Source organism: Mycolicibacterium phocaicum, assembly GCF_010731115.1.
GTDB classification, from domain to species: domain Bacteria; phylum Actinomycetota; class Actinomycetes; order Mycobacteriales; family Mycobacteriaceae; genus Mycobacterium; species Mycobacterium phocaicum.
Genome location: NZ_AP022616.1, coordinates 3,558,047 through 3,577,614, shown reverse-complemented (window position 1 = coordinate 3,577,614; position 19,568 = coordinate 3,558,047). Strand labels below are relative to the sequence as shown.

At 67.5% G+C, this 19,568-nt stretch carries 12 protein-coding genes and 1 pseudogene; 9 read left to right on the top strand and 4 right to left on the bottom strand.

All coding sequences use genetic code 11. The features are described 5' to 3' along the window. Positions 1–125 precede the first annotated feature (125 nt). Positions 126–1,298 (top strand): AI-2E family transporter, encoded by a 1,173-nt coding sequence (locus tag G6N46_RS17200; RefSeq protein ID WP_138247614.1) that lies wholly within the window; start codon positions 126–128, stop codon positions 1,296–1,298. Here G6N46_RS17200 and G6N46_RS17195 read toward each other — a convergent pair. The 3 genes from G6N46_RS17195 to trmB all read right to left on the bottom strand — a co-directional run bounded on the left by G6N46_RS17195 (position 1,258) and on the right by trmB (position 5,850). Next, positions 1,258–4,236 carry a trehalose monomycolate exporter MmpL3 gene (locus G6N46_RS17195; RefSeq protein WP_138247615.1) on the bottom strand — a complete coding sequence of 993 codons (2,979 nt, stop codon included), beginning with the start codon at positions 4,234–4,236 and terminating at the stop codon, positions 1,258–1,260. The genes G6N46_RS17200 and G6N46_RS17195 overlap by 41 nt on opposite strands. Positions 4,237–4,333: 97 nt before the next feature. After that, complete coding sequence (locus G6N46_RS17190; protein ID WP_138247616.1) at positions 4,334–5,050, bottom strand: NYN domain-containing protein; 717 nt, start codon at positions 5,048–5,050, stop codon at positions 4,334–4,336. After that, positions 5,047–5,850: a tRNA (guanosine(46)-N7)-methyltransferase TrmB gene (trmB, locus tag G6N46_RS17185; protein ID WP_407665120.1), complete on the bottom strand. Its 804-nt coding sequence runs from the start codon at positions 5,848–5,850 to the stop codon at positions 5,047–5,049. Before trmB ends, G6N46_RS17190 begins: the two co-directional genes overlap by 4 nt. Positions 5,851–5,973: 123 nt before the next feature. Here trmB and G6N46_RS17180 point away from each other — a divergent pair, with 123 nt between their 5' ends. From G6N46_RS17180 to G6N46_RS17170, 3 genes are all read left to right on the top strand, one after another. Beyond that, on the top strand, positions 5,974–6,969 hold the full coding sequence (locus G6N46_RS17180; RefSeq protein ID WP_138247618.1) for a hypothetical protein: 996 nt from the start codon (positions 5,974–5,976) through the stop codon (positions 6,967–6,969). A gap of 216 nt (positions 6,970–7,185) precedes the next feature. Then, complete coding sequence (locus tag G6N46_RS17175) at positions 7,186–9,015, top strand: phosphoenolpyruvate carboxykinase (GTP) (RefSeq protein ID WP_138247619.1); 1,830 nt, start codon at positions 7,186–7,188, stop codon at positions 9,013–9,015. Positions 9,016–9,640: 625 nt separating this feature from the next. Then, complete coding sequence (locus G6N46_RS17170; RefSeq protein WP_138247620.1) at positions 9,641–10,921, top strand: calcium:cation antiporter family protein; 1,281 nt, start codon at positions 9,641–9,643, stop codon at positions 10,919–10,921. Here G6N46_RS17170 and G6N46_RS17165 read toward each other — a convergent pair. Further along, positions 10,822–12,531, bottom strand: a complete 1,710-nt coding sequence (locus G6N46_RS17165; protein WP_138247621.1) for a GMC family oxidoreductase — start codon at positions 12,529–12,531, stop codon at positions 10,822–10,824. The two genes, G6N46_RS17170 and G6N46_RS17165, sit on opposite strands and share 100 nt — an antisense overlap. A gap of 267 nt (positions 12,532–12,798) precedes the next feature. On the opposite strand from G6N46_RS17165, the gene fadD4 reads away from it, so the two are divergent. The 5 genes and pseudogenes from fadD4 (at position 12,799) to G6N46_RS17135 (ending at position 19,558) form a co-directional block, all read left to right on the top strand. Further along, positions 12,799–14,316 (top strand): fatty-acid--CoA ligase FadD4, encoded by a 1,518-nt coding sequence (gene fadD4, locus G6N46_RS17160; RefSeq protein WP_133425805.1) that lies wholly within the window; start codon positions 12,799–12,801, stop codon positions 14,314–14,316. A 1-nt stretch (position 14,317) separates the two neighbouring features. Further along, positions 14,318–15,301, top strand: coding sequence for a MaoC family dehydratase (locus tag G6N46_RS17155; protein ID WP_338100891.1), 984 nt, complete (start codon positions 14,318–14,320; stop codon positions 15,299–15,301). A 19-nt stretch (positions 15,302–15,320) separates the two neighbouring features. Continuing rightward, complete coding sequence (locus G6N46_RS29010; protein WP_322790400.1) at positions 15,321–16,319, top strand: nuclear transport factor 2 family protein; 999 nt, start codon at positions 15,321–15,323, stop codon at positions 16,317–16,319. After that, positions 16,312–17,995 (top strand): annotated as a pseudogene (locus G6N46_RS17140) (AMP-binding protein). The gene G6N46_RS29010 and the pseudogene G6N46_RS17140 overlap by 8 nt, the downstream one beginning before the upstream one ends. Positions 17,996–18,007: 12 nt before the next feature. Further along, on the top strand, positions 18,008–19,558 hold the full coding sequence (locus G6N46_RS17135) for an FAD-binding protein (protein ID WP_061003515.1): 1,551 nt from the start codon (positions 18,008–18,010) through the stop codon (positions 19,556–19,558). Positions 19,559–19,568: the final 10 nt, after the last annotated feature.

The window sequence follows — 19,568 nt, the reverse complement described above, 5'->3', positions numbered from 1 at the left end:
GGCGGGCCGTCATCGGTCCTGGCGCAGCCTCGTTCGACACGCGCTTAGCGTATCCGGCGTGTCGCGCCCGGCGTGCCGAGCGCGGCCGCATCGTGCAACGTCGTCACGGCGCTACGCTGGCGCCCATGTCACACGCCCACGAAGCGGTCGATCCCGTGGTACGTAAGGCTGCGGCCTGGTCCTGGCGGTTACTGGTCATCTTCGGTGCGGTGCTCGCCCTGCTGTGGGTGGTCATCAAGCTCGAGGTCATCGTGGTGCCGGTGCTGCTGGCGACGCTGGCGGCGGCGTTCCTGTTGCCTGCCGTGGACCTGTTGACCGCGCGCGGGCTACCCCGCGGCGCGGCCGTCGCGGCGGTGCTGCTGAGCTCCATCGTGGTGATGGGCGGCATCCTGACGTTCGTCGTCTCCCAATTCATCGACGGCGCACCAGCTTTGGTCGAGCAGGTCACCAAGAGCATCGACGGGGCCCGCAAATGGCTGACCGAAGGCCCGATCCTGCATCTGAGCAGCGAGCAGATCAACAGCGTCGGCCAGAGCGCCATCGACGCCCTGAAGAACAATCAGTCCAAGCTGACCAGCGGCGTCTTCTCCACCGCCGGCGCACTGACCGAGATCATCACCGGGATGCTGCTGGTGCTGTTCACGCTGATCTTCCTGCTGCACGGTGGCCGGGACATCTATGCGTTCGTCACCAAGATCGTCCCCGCGTCGGTCCGCGAGCGGGTGCGTGACGCCGGCCGCGCCGGCTTCGGCTCCCTGATCGGGTATGTGCGGGCGACGTTCGTGGTGGCGCTCGTCGATGCCGTCGGCATCGGCACCGGCTTGGCCATCATGGGCGTGCCGCTGGCGCTTCCGCTGGCGTCCCTGGTGTTCCTCGGCGCGTTCGTCCCGCTGGTCGGTGCCGTGCTGACCGGTTTCGTGGCCGTGGTGGTGGCGCTGATCGCCAAGGGCTGGATTTACGCGTTGATCGCGCTCGGCCTCATCATCGCGGTGCAGCAGCTGGAAGCCCACGTGCTGCAGCCGATCGTGATGGGCCGCGCGGTGTCCGTCCACCCGCTCGCCGTCGTGCTGGCCATCGCCGGTGGCGGTGTCATGGCCGGTGTCATCGGCGCGCTGATCGCGGTGCCCATCGTCGCTTTCCTGAACAGCGCAATCCGCGTGCTGGTCGCCAAGGACCCGGACGCCGAGCAAGCCGAGCTACTCGCCGAAGCGGGCTCGGTCGCCGCCGCGACCGTCTCGCAGGGGGCGGACGCCCCTGCTACAGACGGCCCTCCCGGCGCAGCAGATCCGCAGCGCTGACCCCGCCGCCGGTACCGCGGCGCTGAGTTTCCGCGGTATCGATCTTCTCGGTGGCGTCGGGGGCATCGGCCGGCTGCGCGCGGAACGCGGTGGTCGGCTCGTTGCCCTCACCGGGCGCGTCTGACGGCGTCTGGATCTGCGGCCCCGAGGCACTGATGTTGCCTCGCAGCTGTCCGAGCCACGACTCGATCTCCCGGTTGCCGCCGCCCTGGCCGGTGTCGGTTGCGGGCGGTTTGATGCCGCCCGGCGCGCGAAACGCCGTGGTGGCGGGATCGGCCTGACGGAACGCGGTGGTCGCCGGGTCGCCGATCGCGGTGGTCGGCGGCGTCGGGTCCCCGTTCTGCGGAGTGACGGCGCGCGTCACGTTCGACACCACGTTGCGGAAGGCGCCCTTGGCGGCGCTGAAGCGCGTGGTTGCGGGCTCAGCCGGCTCAGCCGACGACGGCGCGGGCGGGGCCTGCGGTGCCGGTGGCTGCGGGGGAGCGCTCGGCATGCGGTTGGTCGGGGCCTGGCTCGGCGGCTGCGGCTGACCCGGGTTGATCCGGGTCGGGACGGCGCGCTGGCCGGCGGCCGGATGCGTCGGATCGTGCGGCGGACGGACCGGAGCACCGGAACCGACCAGGGCACGCGGATCCTCGGGTTCGCGGACCGCGGGACGCTTGCGCTCGTCGGGCAGTTCGGTCTCGCCGAGACCCAGCTTCTGCTGCACGCGCTTCATCCACAGCGGCGCCCACCAGCAGTCGTCGCCGAGCAGCTTCATCACGGCCGGCACCAGGAACATGCGGATGACGGTGGCGTCGAGCAGCAGCGCCATCAGCAGACCGAACGCCAGGTACTTCATCATCACCAGGTCGGAGAACGCGAAGGCGCCGACGACGACGGCCAGCACCAGCGCGGCACCGGTGATGAGGCGGCCGGTGGTGGCGGTACCGATCCGGATGGCCTCGGCGGTGGACATGCCGCGCTCGCGGGCCTCCACCATGCGGGACACCAGGAACACCTCGTAGTCCGTCGATAGACCCCAGATGACCGCGATGATCAAGCCGATCATCGGTGCCATCAGCGGCTGCGCGGTGTAGTTCATCAGCCCGGACCCGTGCCCGTTCTCAACGAACATCCAGGTCAGGATGCCCATCGTGGAGCCCAGGGTCAGGGCGCTCATCAGCGCGGCCTTGATGGGCAGCACCAGCGAGCCGAACGCCAGGAACATCAGCACGGTCGTGGTGACCACCAGGATCACCACCATCAGCGGCAGCTTTTCGAACAGCGTGCTGATGCTGTCCTGTTCGAGGGCAGGCGTACCGCCGACCATGACCTGGACGCCGTGCGGTTCCTGCAGGCTGCGCAGTTCGTCGATCTTCTGGGCGGCATCACCGCTGTTGATGAGACCGTTGGACAGCACCCGGACAGCCGGGTCCTTGGTGCCGCCCTCCTGGTAGGTCCGCTCGGCCCACATCTTCGACTTGTCGTTGTCGTCCGGCGTGACGAACCCGCTGACGGTGCCGGCGTTGGCCCGCACCTGGGCGATCTGCTGATCGGTGACGGGCTGGCCGTTGTCGCTCTTGATCACCAGGGTCAGGGCGTTGGTGCGGAAGCCGGGGAAGATCTTGTCGAACTCTTCCTGGGCCACACGAACCGAGTTGTCCGGCGGCAGGTACTTCTCGCTCATACCGGCGAGGGCCAGCTGGCCGAGCGGGATGACCAGCAGGATCATGCCGATGGTGATCGGCACGGCGAATGCCAGCGGTCGCTTCATCACGACGTTGACCAGCTTGCCCCAGAAGCCCTTCTCGACTTCTTCGCGGGTCTTGGTCTTCTGCGTCTTCTCGGCGAACCAGTCGATGATCTTGCGCGAGAACGGCCAATTGGCCAGGAACGGCACCTTCAGCAGGGTGCGGACACCCAGGGCGTCGACGTTGGTGCCCAGGATGCCGAGGACGGCGGGCAGCACGGTGTTCGACAGGAAGGCGGCCAGCAGCACCGACGCGATGATCGCGTACGTGATCGACCGCAGGAAGCCCAGCGGGATCAGCAGCAGCGGCAGCGACGACGCGACGATGATCACGGCGGAGAACGCGACGGTCCGGCCCGAGGTCATGACGGATCTTCGGACAGCCGCTTCCACGTCGTAGCCCTCGGCCAACTCTTCTCGGAACCGGCTCACGATGAACAGGCCGTAGTCGATGGCGATACCGAAGCCCATCATGGTCACCACGGGCTGGGCGAAGAAGTGCACCGGCCCGAATTCGGCGGTGAACCGCAGGATGCCGAGCGCGCCACCGATGGTCAGACCACCGATGATGGCGGGCAGCGCGGCGGCGACCGCGCCACCGAACACGAAGAACAGCACGACCGCGACCAGCGGCACGATCGCGAGCTCGGCCCGTTTCTGGTCGGTGCCGATGGTGCCGGTCAGCTCACTCGCGAGCGGCTCCAGACCGGCCAGCTTGATGTTGCCGCCGTTGACCTTGTACAGGTCAGGGGCGACGGCCTGGTAGTTCTTCAGGATCGCGTCGTCGTTGTCGCCCTTGAGCGGAACCGTGATGAAGGTGTGCCGCAGGTCCGGCGTCGTCATCTTCTTCAGGCCGTCACTGGGCGCCTTCAGCCAGCCGACCCAGGCGACGACCTTGTCCTTGTGGTCGTTGACGAAGGTGTCCAGCTCGCCGCTGACCTTCTTCTGCCACGCCGGGTCGGTGATCTTCTTGTCGTCGGGCGGCGTCAGGATGGCCACCACGAGGCTGGTCCTATCGCGGCCGTACACCTCGTCACCGAGCACCGAGGCGGCGACGGACTCACTGCCCTCGTTGTAGAAGCCACTCTGGGTGACATGCTCACCGAGGCTGGACCCGTACACGGCGCCACCAAGGCACAGTGCGACCATGACACCGATCACTATGTATCGGAATCGGTACACCGTTCGACCCCACCAGGCGAACACGTCAGCTCCTCACGATTATCTGCAAAAAATATTGCTCAAAGGCACCCTCTAAGAGGTTGCCATTTTCAGCCACCGCACACGTCATCTGTAGTTTTTCCTAAACGCGCGAGCTCAGCAGCGCGGACAACGGCCGGAAGGGCTGCAGCCAGGCGCCCTGATCAGGCAGCGAATCCAGGCCGATTCGCGGCAGCGGCTCCCGGAAGACACCAGGGATGTCTTCCAGGTCGACGAAGTCCAAGGTATCCGACGCTAACGCCCAACTGGCATGTTCGCGAAATCCGACCACGGTCGCGGGAGTGCCGTCGCGGGCGATGTCTTCGAGCGGCTGCCGGAACGCCTGACCGTCGGCGGAGGCCACATAGATGCCGGCCAGACCCTCGCTGCGGCGCAGCGCGATGTGCGCCAGCATGTCGCTGTCGACGTCGCTGTCCTCATCGGTCTTCGGCTTGGCGAACACCGCGAAACCGACGTTCCGGAGCGCCTCCACCCAGGGGCGCACGACGTCGGCGCTACCGGGCGCGATGTTGGTGAAGACCGTCGCCTCGGGCTCCAGGGACACCGGTGCCTGATCCGGCCGCCGTCCGTTGGCGATCTCACTGGTGCGTGCCAACAGCCAGCGGCCCAGCGCGTCGAAGCGCGGCCGGTGGGCAGCCGTCGGACGGCCGCCGAGGATCGACCCGAGGCCCATGTCCAGGTTCGGCGCGTCCCAGACCAGCAGCACCCGGTGCGGCCGCGGCCCCGGCGGCGGAGCCGGCGGGTAGGGCTTGGGTCCAGGTCCGGGGACGGCCTGCGGAAAGGCCTCGGTGATGGTCACTCGGGCTTCTCCCAGATGAGCTCGGTGATGGGACTGCCCATCCGCATGCCCCGCGCCTCATATTTGGTGGTGGGCCGCTGCACCGAGATCGGCAGGTCGGCGTCGGCCGAGGTGCGCTTCAGCGTGGGCTCGGCGTCGCCCACCTCGGCGATCTGCACCGCGTAATCAGCGTGGTCGGTCGCCGCATGCAGGATGCCGCCGGGCTTGAGGCGGCTGGAGATCAGCGCCACGGTCTCGGCCTGCAGCAGCCGGCGCTTGTGGTGGCGGGCCTTGGGCCATGGATCCGGGAAAAATACGCGGACGGCGGTCAGGGTGCCCGGCGCGATCATGTGTTCCAGCACATCGACGCCGTCGCCGCGGACGAATCTCACATTCGTCAGGCCGGCCCGATCGACGCCGCCGAGCAGCTGGGCCAGGCCCTTGCGGTAGACCTCGACCGCGATGACGTCCAGGTGCGGCTCCTCCTGCGCCATGGCCAGCGTCGAGATGCCGGTGCCGCTGCCGATCTCCAGCACGACCGGGGCGGTGCGGCCGAACCAGGCGGCGGTGTCGATCAGCGGGGCGGGTTCGCCGTCGTCGGAGCGGGCGACTTTGCCCAGCTCAGGCCAGCGCCGGTCCCAGGTGCTCTGCTGCTTGGTGGACAGGCTCGACCGGCGGGACCGGAAGCTGGTGACGCGCCGGTGCTGGTGGGTGGGCGCGGCGGTGGTTTCGGTTGCGGACTCGTTTTCGGCCGCCGAGGCGCCGGCCGACGAGGCAGCGTCGTCCTCGCGCTGGGCATACATCCGTCCATCGTCTCTCATTCGGCTGTGAGAGCCCGCATCGTGGTGCAGATTGATACCCAACAGTTGCCTGGACACAGTGGGTGGAAACAGGCGTCGTCCGGACCCGTGCCGAGGTGCGACGATGGCATCCGGGGGTACGTGGTGTCGGGGGATCTTTGGCAGCGGTTCACGGTCGAGCTACAGCGGTTGACGGCCGAGGTGCCGGGGCTGGCGCACGTCGTCGCCGGCCCTGACGCGGACGACGCCGCCGGCCGGTACCGGTCGATGTGTGCGGTACTGGGTGAAATCGTTTGTACAGCAAGCGAATTGAACGACGACCGAGTGTGGACGTGGTTGGCATCCGATGCGGTGGCGGCAGTGCGCGCCGCCGCGGCGACGGCAGCGCTGGAAGCGGACGGCCTGGCTGTCGACGCTGCCATGGACCCCGACGCCCAGCTGCGACGGGCGCTGCACTGGCGCCGCTATGGCCGAAGCGCCACCACCGACCTGCACCGTCGCTGTGCGGCGGACATCAGCCGCCGTTCACTGCGGTTGCTCGCGGGTGCCGCGCCGCGGCGGGTGATGTCCCGGCTGGAACTGCAGCGCATCCGGCTGGAACTGGTCCGGGATTCCCGTCGCCGATACGGCGACCTGCGTGCCGAGCTGCTCGCCCGGGTGCCGTCCGGGCGCCGTGCGGCCGGAAATTTCGAAGCCGGTGCCCGCGAGCGGCTGGTCGAGGTCGCCGGCCAGATGCGCGATGCAACCGCCGTTGAGCTGGGCAGTTCCGGGCCGGCCGAGCGGTGGCCGTTGACTGAGGTCGCAGGTCCGGTCCTGGTCCAGCGTCCCGACGAGCTGTGGCTGGGCGTCGTGCTGGGCGCGGGTTTCGGTCTGGGGGCGGCGTTGGGGCTGGCCAGGGTGGCGACGGGGCTGGTGGGCGTGCCCGACGGCATCGGCGCGGTGGTCGGACTGGTGCTCGGTCTGGCGCTCACCGTGGCGGTCGTCTGCGGCCGCGCCCGGCTGCATCGGCGGGCGGTGCTGGACCGGTGGGTCGGGTCCGCGATCGCGGCGGCACGGCAGGCGAGTGAAGAGGAACTGGCATACCGGTTACTGGAGGCGCAGACGGACATGGCGTCCGCACATCACAAAACGAAAAATTGATCGCTTTACGAATTGTGCCCATCGGGGCCGCCGCGCTACTGGCGGGTAACCGCCTGCCGGTGTCACCAAACGCGTTACCAGCGGGTTCGGGAGCCGCGATCGGGCTTTCTGAATCGTTCTTGTGAGAGATCGGACAGCAGCCCGATTGTCCACTTGTATGTCACTCACGTTAACCTCTAAAGAGGTATAGCTGCGATTTGCGAGCAGGAGAATTTGATGACCTCAGCGACCATTCCCGGTCTCGACGCCGCTCCGACCAATCACGCCGGGCTGCTCGCCTGGGTGCGTGAAGTTGCGGAGCTGACTCAGCCCGACCGGGTGATGTTCGCCGACGGCTCGGAAGAGGAGTACGACCGCCTCGCCGCTCACCTCGTCGCCGCCGGCACGTTCCAGAAGCTGAACGACGAGAAGCAGCCGAATTCGTATCTCGCACTGTCGGATCCGTCCGACGTCGCCCGTGTCGAGTCGCGCACCTTCATCTGCTCGGAGCGCGAAGAGGACGCCGGACCCACCAACAACTGGATGGACCCGGCCGAGATGCGCGGTATCATGACCGACCTCTACCGCGGTTGCATGCGCGGCCGCACCATGTGGGTCGTGCCCTTCTGCATGGGCCCGCTGGACGCCGAGGATCCCAAGCTCGGTGTCGAGATCACCGACTCGGAGTACGTCGTCGTCTCGATGCGCACCATGACCCGCATGGGCGCCAAGGCGCTGGCCAAGATCGGCGATGACGGCTTCTTCGTCAAGGCGCTGCACTCGATCGGTGCGCCGCTGGAGCCGGGCCAGGCCGATGTGCCGTGGCCCTGCAACGAGACCAAGTACATCACCCACTTCCCCGAGACCCGCGAGATCATGAGCTACGGCTCTGGCTACGGCGGCAACGCGCTGCTGGGCAAGAAGTGCTACTCGCTGCGCATCGCCTCGGCCATGGCGCACGACGAGGGCTGGCTCGCCGAGCACATGCTGATCCTCAAGCTGATCTCCCCGGAGAACAAGGCGTACTACATCGCCGCGGCGTTCCCGTCGGCGTGCGGCAAGACCAACCTCGCGATGCTGCAGCCCACCATCCCGGGCTGGCGCGCCGAGACCGTCGGCGACGACATCGCCTGGATGCGCTTCGGCAAGGACGGCCGGCTGTACGCCGTCAACCCCGAATTCGGCTTCTTCGGCGTCGCGCCGGGCACCAACTGGTCCTCGAACCCCAACGCCATGAAGACCATCGCCGCCGGCAACACCGTCTTCACCAACGTCGCCAAGACCGACGACGGTGACGTCTGGTGGGAGGGCCTCGAGGGCGAGCCGGAGCACCTCATCGACTGGAAGGGCCAGGACTGGGTCCTGCGGGAGACGGAGACCAAGGCGGCGCACCCGAACTCGCGCTACTGCACCCCGATCTCGCAGTGCCCGTCGGTCGCCCCCGAGTGGGACGACCCGCAGGGTGTGCCGATCTCGGCGATCCTGTTCGGCGGCCGCCGCAAGACGACCGTGCCGCTGATCACGCAGGCCCGCGACTGGCAGCACGGTGTGTTCATCGGTGCCACCCTGGGTTCCGAGCAGACCGCTGCCGCCGAAGGCAAGGTCGGCACCGTGCGCCGCGACCCGATGGCCATGCTGCCGTTCCTCGGCTACCACGTCGGTGACTACTTCCAGCACTGGATCAACATCGGCAAGAACGCCGACGAGTCCAAGATGCCGAAGATCTTCTTCGTCAACTGGTTCCGCCGTGGCGACGACGGTCGCTTCCTGTGGCCGGGCTTCGGTGAGAACAGCCGCGTGCTGAAGTGGGCCATCGAGCGCATCGAGCATCAGGCCGAGGGCAAGAGCACCCCGATCGGTATCGTCCCGACCGCCGCTGACCTGGACCTGGACGGTCTGGACGTGAAGGCCGCCGACGTCGACGAGGCGCTGGCTGTGCGTGTCGACGAGTGGCGCGACGAGCTGCCGCTGATCGAAGAGTGGTTCGAGTTCGTCGGCGAGAAGCTGCCGACCGGCATCAAGGACGAGTTCGACGCCCTCAAGCACCGCTTGGCTGAAGAGGCCTAGTAGCTCGCTCACACCAACACGCAACCCCCGATCTCCGCCGGAGATCGGGGGTTGCGTGTATTCGGGGGTGTTCCGCCACGAACGTGCGGCCAGATCGCGGATCGGGTGGCGGAGACGCGCTACGAGCGCGCACGTGGCGCGACGGGCGAATGCGATGCCTGCGACGCGATGGCTTCCCCGCCGGGCCGGGGGAATCCGGTCCGGGCATAGCCAGGGAAGTGCGTAACTTCAATCACCGACGTACAGGGCTGCCCGTGATGGAAGCCAGGTACTTCTTCTGGACGCCGGCGGTCCCTGGGTTCAATAACCACCGCCTCTCGCGGCCGCGATTGAGCCCACGTACTTTGCGCCGGGACCCAGGACTGACGCCACGCCCGAAAGCGGCGGCCGAGCTCGATCCGGGCTCGGGCTGGGCCCACGACTGCCGGTGCCGACGGCGTTCGGCGTGGTTCCACACACCCGGGGCTCGCCGACATCGCCAGACGTGGTTAGCCACAAAATCAAGTTAGGGTAGCCGAACTCAAAAGATTCGCGACTCTGACCAGCAAATTCAGCATCGCAAGCTCAACTAATTCGTAGCAACGCTAAGTTGCTGGCGCCGTTTTGGGCGGCTAACGTCAGCGGCGTGACCAGCACCCGATCCGCCGGCCCGACCACGCGTCGGCCGCTCGCGCGATCCCTGCTGCTGGCCGCCGCGTTCGTTCTTCCGGCGGTGGCGCTGCGTGTCACCGGTGTGCACCCAGACCCCGTTGTCTCGCTCCTGGCGTTCGGTGCGGCCGTCGTCGCCGCCAGCTTCGTGCTGGCCTGGGCGGCCGAAGCGGCGCAGGTCGACGTGTCCGGTGGCTTCGCGATCGCCGTATTGGCGCTGATCGCGGTGCTGCCCGAGTACGCCGTCGACCTCTACTACGCCTACGTCGCCGGCCACGACGCCGAGTACGTGCAATACGCCGCCGCCAACATGACCGGCTCCAACCGGCTGCTCATGGGCATCGGCTGGCCGGTCGTGGTGATCGTCGGCCTGTACGTCGTACAGCGCATGTCGGCCGAGACCAGCAAACCGATGCTGGCGCTGGAACCCGGCAACCGGGTCGAGCTGGGATTCCTGCTCATCGCCGGGCTCGTCGCCTTCATCATCCCGGCGACGGGCCGCATCCACCTGGTGCTCGGCGTGGCCATGCTGGCCTGGTTCGGCTTCTACCTGTACAAACTGACCCGCGGGGAGCCCGAGGAGCCCGAGCTCGTCGGTACCGCCGCGGCGATCGGCGCGCTGCCGGACCGGGCCCGCCGGATCACCGTCGTGACGCTGTTCCTGGTGTCCGGCGCGGTCATCCTGATGTGCGCCGAGCCGTTCGCGAACAGCCTGATCGACGCCGGTACCGAACTGGGCGTCGACCGCTTCCTGCTGGTGCAGTGGCTGGCGCCGCTGGCCTCGGAGGCGCCGGAGTTCATCATCGCGACCATTTTCGCCGCGCGGGGCAAGAGCACCGCGGCCATCGCGACCCTGATCTCATCCAAGGTCAACCAGTGGACGCTGCTGATGGGCTCGCTGCCCATCGCCTACCTCGCCGGTGGCGGCGGAACCGCGCTGGTTCTCGACGGCAGGCAGGTCGAGGAGGTGCTGCTGACCGCCACCCAGACCATGATGGGTGTGGCGTTGATCCTGTCGCTGCGGTTCCATCGGGCGACGGCGTGGCTGCTGTTGGCGCTGTTCGTCGTGCAGTTCCCGATCACCTCGACCACCGGCAGGCTGGTGCTGTGCGGTGTCTACGGTGCGCTGACGGTGGTGGGCTTGATCATCAACCGCCGTCACATCGTCGCGACGCTGCGGGCGCCGTTCAGTGCCGGCGACCACGACGTCGACGGGGTCAGGTTCGACGGTCGGGAGCTGTCGATCGTCGGCCGGTGACCGCGGTGGCTGCCGGCGCGCGCCGGCGTGTCCAGGATGAGGTCCGCGGCCCGCGCGGCCATCGCCATGGCAGGCGCATTTGTGTTGCCGGACAACATGATCGGCATGATCGACAGGTCGGCCACCCGTAGTCCGTCGATGCCGCGGACCCGTAACCGGTCATCGACGATGTCGTCGTCGTCCGGTCCCATGCCGCAGGTTCCGATGGCGTGGAAACCGGTCAGCCCCTGCGCCATCGCGGCGTGCAAGAGCTCGTCGTCGGATTGGGTGTCGGGGCCGGGTGTCAGCTCCGTGGCGATGAGGTCGGCGATGGGCGACTGCTGGAACACCTCGCGCATGGTGCGTAGGACGCCGATGGCAGCGGTCCGGTCGTGGGCGGTGGCCAGGTAGTTGGGGTCGATCATCAAGGGGTGGTCGGGGTCGGGTGAGCTTATCCAGACGCTGCCTTCCGACGTCGGTCGCAGAATTTCGCCCATACAGGACAGGCCCGGCAGGCGCTCGACGGCACCGCCATGGCCGGCGAGGGTCAGGGCGGTGACGAGCATCTGACCGTCGACCCGCGACTGATCGGGTCCGGTCTTGAAGAATGCGAGCACGTCGCCGGTCGGTGCGGCCAGTGGTCCGCGCCCGCTGATGGCGTATCGGATCGTGGACCGAACCTTGCCCGACGTGGTCGACAGATGCCGGTTGTGCCCGATGTTGCGGTTGAGCCGGTAGGTGTTCACAAGAGTCCGGTGATCCCGCATGCGCCGCCCGACGTTCGAGCGCTCCAGGTAGCGCGGCACGCCAGCGGCCGCAAGTACATCGCGGGGCCCGATTCCGGAGAGCTGCAACAGTTTCGGTGATCCCAGTGCGCCCAGCGTGAGGACCACTTCGCGCTCGGCGCGGACCACCATCGACAAGGTGCCCAGTCGCAGGACCACGCCCGTGGCCCGGCCCCGGGTGAACTCCAGCCGCTCTGCCGTGGCGCCGGTGAGCACCTGCAGGTTGGGGCGGGCGCGCACCGGGTCCAGGAATGCCGTGGCGGCGCTGATCCGTCTGCCGTTGTGGATGGTCGCGGGCGAAAGTCCGATGCGCGGTTCGTCCGACTCGTTCAGATCGGCGAGGGGGCGCATGCCCAGGCAGGTGCCGGCGGCGATCGTGGTGAGCGCGAGTGGGTCAGGGTCGGGGACGACGCTGATCGCCAGTTCGCCGCCGAACCCTCGCGTCGACGACTGGCCGATGGTGTTGTGTTCGAAGCTTCGGTATGCGGCGAGGATGTTGTCCCAGCCCCAGCCGCGATTGCCCAGCTGCTCGAGTTCGTCGAAGTCGGCTTTCTGGCCGCGGTTGTAGACCATGCCGTTGACTGAGCTGGATCCACCGAGAACCTTGCCGCGCGGCCAGAACTCGGTGGTGCCGTGGGGGCCCAGCGGAATGGTCTGGTGTTGCCAGATGTACCGCGAGTTGCCGAACAGGCGACTGCCGAGCTTGGGTACGCGCAGGTAGGGGCTACGCGCGTGACCACCGGCTTCGATGAGCAGTACTCGGTTCCGGGGATCGGCGGACAGTCGATTGGCCAGTACGCACCCTGCCGTCCCGGCGCCCACCACGAGGTAATCGAATGTGGCCATCGTGACCTCCGGTCGGCGTAACTAGAAATTTGCCAAAACTACAGTCGCAAGCACACGACATCGAGAGATAGTGACATAGATATGCAAAAAATGTCGATTAGATACTGCTCTGGCGATTAGCTGAGAGTTTGCCAAAATTGCAGGAAAAGCAGAATATTGGCTGCTTGCCCAGTGGTGGCAGGGTGTCGTCATCGGCTGTGGCACGCCGAGGAGCCTCGGACACGGCCTTCTTGACAGGTGTCAAGTCACCTGTCGTAGAGTGCCGTCATGCAGATTCGCCAGCACGTGGGCAATGGGAAACCGGCCGTGATCTTGCACCCGTCCGGCACGGTGGTGACCTTCGACGAGCTCGAGGCCCGCGCCAACCACCTGGCGCATCACTTCCGGGCCAATGGCCTGGTCGAGGGTGACGTCGTTGCCATCCTGATGGAGAACAACGAGCACATGCACGCGGCGATGTGGGGCGCGCGGCGCAGCGGCCTGTACTACGTGCCGATCAACATCCACCTGACGCCGGCCGAAGCCGCCTACATCATCGAGAACAGCGGAGCGTCTGCGGTGATCGGCTCTGCGGCCCTGAGCCAGACCTGCGCCGGCCTGGCCGAGCACCTCACTGCCGGGCTGCCCAAGCTGCTCATGATCGCCGACGGTGAGTTGCCGGGCTGGGACCGATACCCGGAATGCGTTGCGGCCCAACCCGACACGCCGATCGAGGACGAGATCGAAGGTGACCTGCTGCAGTACTCGTCGGGCACGACGGGTCGTCCGAAGGGCATCAAGCGCGAGCTGACGCATCTGCCGCCGGCCGAGGTGCCCGGCCTGATGAAGATGCTGATGAGCTTCTGGCTCCCCAAGGATGCCGTCTACCTGAGCCCGGCGCCGCTGTACCACACCGCGCCGTCGGTGTGGTCGATGCAGATTCAGGCCGAGGGCATCACGACGGTCGTGATGGAGAAGTTCGACGCCGAGGGCTGTCTGGACGCCATCGCGCGTTACGGCATCACGCACGGCCAGTTCGTGCCGGTGATGTTCACCCGCATGCTGAAACTGCCGCAGTCCGTGCGGGATTCGTACGATCTGTCGTCGCTCAAGCGCGTCATGCACGCCGCCGCCCCGTGTGCGGTGGAGATCAAGAAGCAGATGATCGACTGGTGGGGTCCGATCGTCGACGAGTACTACGCGTCGTCCGAGGCCATCGGTTCCACCCTCATCACCGCCGAAGATTGGCTGACCCATCCCGGGTCGGTCGGCAAGCCGATGCTGGGCGTCCTGCACATCCTCGACGAGGAGGGCAACGAGCAGCCGCAGGGTGTGCCCGGCGAAATCTACTTCGAGGGCGGCAACACCTTCGAGTATCTGGACGACGCCGAAAAGACCGCGGCCTCAAGGGATGCGCACGGTTGGGCCACCGTCGGAGACATCGGCTACCTCGACGAGGACGGCTATCTCTACCTCACCGATCGCCGACATCACATGATCATCAGCGGCGGTGTGAACATCTACCCCCAGGAAGCGGAGAACGTCCTCGTCACGCATCCCAAGGTGATGGATGCCGCAGTGTTCGGTATTCCGGACGCCGAGATGGGCCAGAGTGTGAAAGCGGTTGTGCAGACGGTGGATCCGGCCGACGGTACCGAGGAGTTCGGCACCGAGCTGCTGAGCTGGCTGCGAGACCGGCTGACGCACTACAAGTGCCCGCGGTCAATCTCGTTCGAAGAGCAATTGCCACGGACCGACACGGGCAAGCTGTACAAGCAATCGCTGATCGACAAGTACTCTGTGTGACGTGCCCTCTGGCGGACCGTTTTTCGAGGACCTCAGGATAGGTCAGGTCTTCGACTGGGCGCCCGGCATGACGCTCACCGACGGCACCGCTGCGGTACACCAGGCCATTCTGGGTGACCGAATGCGGCTGCCGCTCGATGCCGCACTGGCTGCCGCGGTCACCGGATCGCCGCGGGCGTTGGTGCATCCGGCGCTCGTGTGTGACGTCGCGATCGGTCAGTCGACCTTGGTGACCCGACGGGTCAAGGCGAATCTGTTCTACCGCGGGTTGCGGTTCCACCGCTTCCCGCACATCGGCGACACCATCACCACCCGTACCGAAGTGGTTGGACTCAAACAGAATTCGGCCAAGCCCGGCCGGCCGCGCACCGGGCTGGCGGCGCTGCGCATGATCACCATCGACCAGGACGGCCGCACGGTGCTCGACTTCCACCGGTGCGCCATGCTGCCGCTGCGCGACGACGCCGACGACACCGGCCACGCCGACGACATCAGCACCATCGGCACTGCCGTGCCGGGCCTCCCGGACCCGGCCGCGGGATGGAGCGCCGATGCGTGGCGCTCCGCCGTGCCCGGCGAGAATTTCGATCCGGAGCTCGCCGGCCAGGTGTTCACCAGCACGGCCGACGTCGTCAGCAGCGCTCCGGAGCTGGCCCGGCTGACGCTCAACGTCGCTGCCACGCATCATGATTCGCGCGTGGCCGGGAAGCGCCTGGTGTACGGCGGGCACACCATCGGCCTGGCGTTGGCGCAAGCCAGCCGGCTCCTGCCGAACATCGTCGCGGTGCTGGGCTGGGAGTCCTGCGATCACACCGGCCCCGTACAGGAGGGCGACACCCTCTACAGCGAGCTGCACGTCGAGGCCGCCCACGAGGTGCCGGGCCGCGGCGGCACGCTGGACCTGCGGTCCGTGGTGTTCGCGGTCGACGCCGACGGCCCCGACCGGCAGGTACTGGACTGGCGGTTCAGCGTCCTGCAGTTCTGAGCATTGCCAGAATGGCGGCGTGAGCGCGTTGCGGTTGTCCGAGCTGGGCAGTGACCCCGAGTCGGTGCTGCGGCTGGTCCGGTTCTTCGACGACCTCGACGCCACGGGGGCCGACGCGGTGCTGGCGGCGGCACAGGCGGTCGCCGGGTGTCCCGTGCATGTGCGCTGGGACGGTTCCGCGCCGGAGGTCTGGTTGGAGCGCGACGCCCCGGCCCACCCCTTGGACGGTGTCCTGCTCGACCGCGTGCGGCACACGCTGGGCGACATCGGTGCCCGGGTGCCGCCCAGCTTCGGCGACCCGGCGCTGGTCGAGGTGGTGCTGTCGAGCCGGGAGCGCCCCGAGGACCGGGCGCGGGCGATCAGGCTGCTGGGGCTCGATGAGTCCCGCGAGGTCAGGGTGCTGGCGGTGTCGGCGCAGTCGTCGCCGGAAGCGCTGCGGGTCATCACGTCGGCCCTGACGTCCGTGTCGGTGCGGACCGCGGACCTGGGTACCGCGACGGCCGTGGTGTGCCAGGGCCGGACCAAGCGCCATCGCCAGGTGCTGGGCATCGTGCTCGAGCACATGAAGGCGGAGGCGGTGCCGGACATGGACCGGCTGATGGCCACGTTGTCACCGAACCCGGACTACCACTTCTGGTACGCCAACACCGATATGGGCCCGAAGACCACCGAGGGTGTGCGCGCGTACTACGAGGCATTCGTGACCAGCGGCGCCAATCATCTCGCCTTCGAGATCGATCGCCTTGCCGTCGACGATGATCTGGTGATGACCGAAGGCTGGATGAAGATGATCTACCCGGGCGCCGCTGCGCAGGCCATCGGCGTCGACGTCGACGATCCGGCCGGCGACTACCTGCTGGTGTTCCGTCAGCTGATCAACTGGCCGATCGACGCCGACGGTCTGATCATCGGCGAGGACGCCTACCAGACCGGCCCGGTCAGCGTCACCAAGCTCGGCGTGGCAGACCTGCCGCAGGCGTACATCGACCAGAAGAACGCCGCCGCCGCCAATGCCTGAGCCGCGCGAGGACATCGCGTCCCTGCTCCTCGATCGCCTCGGCGACGAGCGACTGGGGCTGCGTACCCGGGACCAGGACTGGACCTGGGACGAGGTGGTCCGCGAGTCGGCCGCCCGCGGCGCATACGCCGCGGATTTGCGCAACGACGGCCACTTCCACATCGGCGTGCTGCTGGACAACGTGCCCGACTTCCTGTTCTGGCTGGGCGGCGCGGCCCTGTCCGGGGCGACGATCGTCGGCATCAACCCGACGCGCGGCAACCAGGAGTTGGCCGGTGAGGTGCGGCATGCGGACTGTCAGCTGATCGTCACGGATTCGGCTGGGCGCGAGCGGCTTTCGGGACTCGACCTCGGCCTGACGCCCGACCGCATCCTCGTCGTCGACGACCCCGCCTACCAAGACGCGATTCGTGCACGAAAATCCGCGGCCGGCGCGGAAAATCGTGCACAAATCGCTGCGGCGGAGGGCGTCGGCGCGGAAACGCTGATGCTGCTGCTTTTCACTTCCGGCACCACCGGTGCGTCGAAGGCCGTCAAGTGCAGCCAGGGTCGTCTGGCGTGGATCGCCTACTCGGCGGTTGACAAGTTCAACCACGTCCGCGAGGACGTCGACTACTGCTGCATGCCGCTGTTCCACGGCAACGCCATCATGGCGCTGTGGGCGCCGGCGCTCGCCGTCGGCGCGACCGTCTGCCTGACGCCGAGCTTCTCGGCGTCCGGGTTCCTGCCCGACGTCCGGTACTTCGGCGCAACGTTCTTCACCTACGTGGGCAAGGCGCTCGGCTATCTGCTGGCCACGCCGGAACAGCCCGACGACGCCGACAACCAGCTCAACCGCGGTTTCGGCACCGAGGCCTCGCCCGGAGGACCAGGCCTACTTCAAGCGCCGCTTCGGTGCGGACTTGTACGAGGGGTACGGCTCCAGCGAGGGCGGCGGAGCCGTCGTCCTCGACTCGAACCAGCCCGAGGGGGCACTCGGCCGTCCGGCCCATCCGGGCGTCGCGATCGTCAACCCGGAAACCATGATCGAGTGTGTCCCAGCGGTTTTGGACCAGCACGGCCGCATCCTCAACCCGGACGACGCCGTCGGCGAGATCGTGGACAAGCTCGGCACCAAGAAGTTCGAGGGCTATTACAAGAACGACGCCGCCGATTCCGACCGCATTCGGGGCGGCTGGTATTGGACCGGGGACCTCGGGTACCTCGACGAGGACGGTTTCATCTACTTCGCCGGCCGGCGCGGTGACTGGATTCGCGTCGACGGCGAGAACACCTCGGCGCTGTCCATCGAGCGCGTGCTGCGGCGTCATCCCGAGGTGATCGCCGCCGGGGTGTACGCGGTGCCGGACCCCCGCTCGGGCGATCAGGTGATGGCGGCCATCGAGGTCGCCGATCCGATCCTGTTCGACGTCGACAAGTTCGTGCAGTATCTGAACGACCAGGACGACCTGGGCAAGAAGGGCACGCCGCGGTTCCTGCGGGTCTCGGACGCGCTGCCGGTGACCGGCTCCAACAAGGTGCTCAAGCGCGAGCTCCAGGCGGACAAGTGGCACACCGACGAGCTGGTGTACCGCTGGGTGGGTAGGGGGGTACCGGCGTACGGCCTCATGTCAGAAGATGCCAAGCGCGCGTTGGACGACGAGTTCACGCAGTACGGACGGCAGCGATATCTGTAGGGGAGTGTGGGCATGACGGACTGGGACGCAACGGTTGACGTGCTGGTGGCGGGCTCTGGTGGCGGTGGCGTCACCGGCGCCTACACCGCCGCGCGTGAGGGACTCGAGGTGCTCCTGGTCGAGGCCACCGACAAGTTCGGCGGCACCACCGCCTACTCCGGTGGCGGTGGCGTGTGGTTCCCCTGCAACCCAGTGCTGCAGCGCGCCGGCACCGACGACACCATCGAGGACGCGCTGGAGTACTACCACGCCGTCGTCGGTGACCGGACGCCGCGCGAGCTGCAGGACACGTACGTCCGCGGCGGCGCCCCGCTGATGGAGTACCTGGAAGCCGATCCCAACATCAAGTTCGACATGCTGCCCTGGCCCGACTACTTCGGAAAGATGCCGAAAGCCCGGCTGGACGGTCAGCGGCACGTCGCGGCGCGTCCGCTGAAGATCGAAAAGGCGCCGGAATTCAAGGAATTGGTGCGCGGACCGCTCGACAACGACCGGCTCGGCGTCCCGCAGCCCGACGACTACTTCATCGGCGGCCGGGCGCTGATCGCCCGCTTCCTGGTCGCGCTGAAGCAATATCCTTCGGCCGCAACACAACTCAATACCGCGCTGGTTGAGCTGGTGACTGAAGAGGGCAAGGTCGTGGGCGCCGTCGTCGAGACGGACGGGGTCCGCAAGGCGATCAGAGCGCGCAAGGGCGTGCTGCTCGCGGCCGGCGGCTTCGAGGGCAAAGACGAGCTGCGGCACAAGTACGGCGTGCCGGGCGAGGCGCGAGACACCATGGGGCCCTGGGGAAATCTGGGCCAGGCGCATGAAGCGGGTATCGCCGTCGGCGCCGACACCGACCTGATGGAGCAGGCCTGGTGGTCGCCCGGACTGACCCATCCGGACGGTCGCAGCGCGTTCGCGCTGTGGTTCACCGGCGGCATCTTCGTCGACCAGGACGGCAAGCGCTTCGTCAACGAGTCTGCGGCGTACGACCGCATCGGCCGCGTGGTCGTGGACCGGCTGGCCAAGGGCGAGATGACGTTGCCATTCTGGATGATCTACGACGACACCGATCAGGGCGTGCCCCCGATCAAGGCCACCAACGTGTCCATGGTCGAGACCGAGAAGTACGTCGACGCCGGGCTGTGGCACACCGCCGACACCCTCGAGGAGCTGGCCGCCAAGATCGGGTTGCCGGCCGACCAGCTCGCCGCGACTGTCAAACAGTTCAACGAATACGCCGACGCCGGCTCGGACCCGGACTTCGGCCGCGGCGACGAGGCCTACGACCGCGCGTTCTCCGGCGGTGCCTGCCCGATGGTCCGCATCGACAAGGCGCCGTTCCACGCCGCCCGGTTCGGCATCTCCGACCTGGGCACCAAGGGCGGCCTGCGCACCGACACCACCGGCCAGGTGCTCGACACCGCCGGCAGCCCGATCCCCGGGCTGTACGCGGCCGGCAACACCATGGCCGCGCCGAGCGGCTACGCCTACCCCGGTGGCGGTAATCCGATCGGCACCAGCATGGTGTTCTCCCACCTGGCGGTGCTCGATATGGTCAAACGAGAGGCTTCGTAAGAGCTCTGGT